The organism is Bradyrhizobium sp. 33ap4, assembly GCF_032654765.1.
GTDB classification, from domain to species: domain Bacteria; phylum Pseudomonadota; class Alphaproteobacteria; order Rhizobiales; family Xanthobacteraceae; genus Bradyrhizobium; species Bradyrhizobium australafricanum.
The window spans coordinates 1-1,049 of the sequence record NZ_JAUMTJ010000186.1 but is presented as its reverse complement, the minus strand read 5'-3'; the positions used below and the strand labels follow the sequence as shown (position 1 = coordinate 1,049).

Here is a 1,049-nt window from a genome sequence, read left to right as displayed (position 1 = left end):
AGGCGGTGGTGGTGGCGCGCCAGAGCCGCGCCGGCGACAAGCATCTGATCGCCTATGTGGTCTGCGCGCCGGAGGCCGGTGAAGGCGAGGGCGATGGAGGCGGGCTTGCGGGCGCCTTGCGCGCGCACTTGCGTAGCCGGCTGCCGGACTACATGGTGCCGGCAGCGTTCGTGCCGATCGCGGCGCTGCCGCTGACGCCGAATGGCAAGCTCGATCGGAACGCGCTGCCCGCGCCGGCCGATCAGGCCTATGCGCTGGCGGCCTATGAGGCGCCGCAGGGCGCGGTCGAGACCGCGCTGGCGCGGATCTGGGCCGAGCTTCTCGGTGTCGAGCGCATCGGGCGCCACGACCACTTCTTCGAACTGGGCGGCCACTCGCTGCTCGCCGTGCAGGTGTCGAGCCGGCTGTCCCAGGCTGTTGGGGTCGACCTGCCGCTGTCGACGCTGTTCGCAACGCCAGTGCTGACTGACCTGGCGGCAAGCATCGTCGAGTTGTTGAGCCGCTCCGGTCCGCAACAGCTGCCGGCGATTGCAGTCGTGTCGCGGCATGAGCCGCTGGTGCTGTCGTTTGCGCAGCAGCGGCTATGGTTTTTGGCGCAGCTGAACGAAGGCAGCACGAACTATCACATTCCGCTGGCGCTGCGACTGCGCGGGGCGCTCGACCGCAGCGCCTGGCAGCGCAGCCTTGACCGTCTGTTTGCGCGTCATGAGGCGCTGCGCAGCGTCTTTGTCGCGACGCAAGGCAAGCCCCGGGTTGAGGTGCTGCCGCCGGATGCGGGATTGCCGATAGTCGACCACGATCTGCGGCAGAGATCGGATGCGGAAGCGGCGCTTTTGGATCTGTGCCATGAAGAGGGGCGCACGCCATTCGATCTTGCGCGCGGTCCGCTGATCCGCGGGCATCTGGTGCGGATGTCGGACGAGGAGCACGTCTTCCTGCTGACCCAGCATCACATCGTCTCGGACGGCTGGTCGATGGGCGTGCTGCTGCGTGAACTCAGCCAGCTTTACCGGGCATTCGCGGCTGGGCAGGACGATCCTTTGCCGGCG

General features: G+C 68.0%; 1 protein-coding gene. It reads left to right on the top strand.

From position 1 onward, the window contains the following. Nucleotides 1-11: 11 nt before the first annotated feature. Nucleotides 12-1,049: condensation domain-containing protein (locus Q2M23_RS43625; protein ID WP_316399525.1), on the top strand; the 1,038-nt coding region annotated here is incomplete at its 3' end.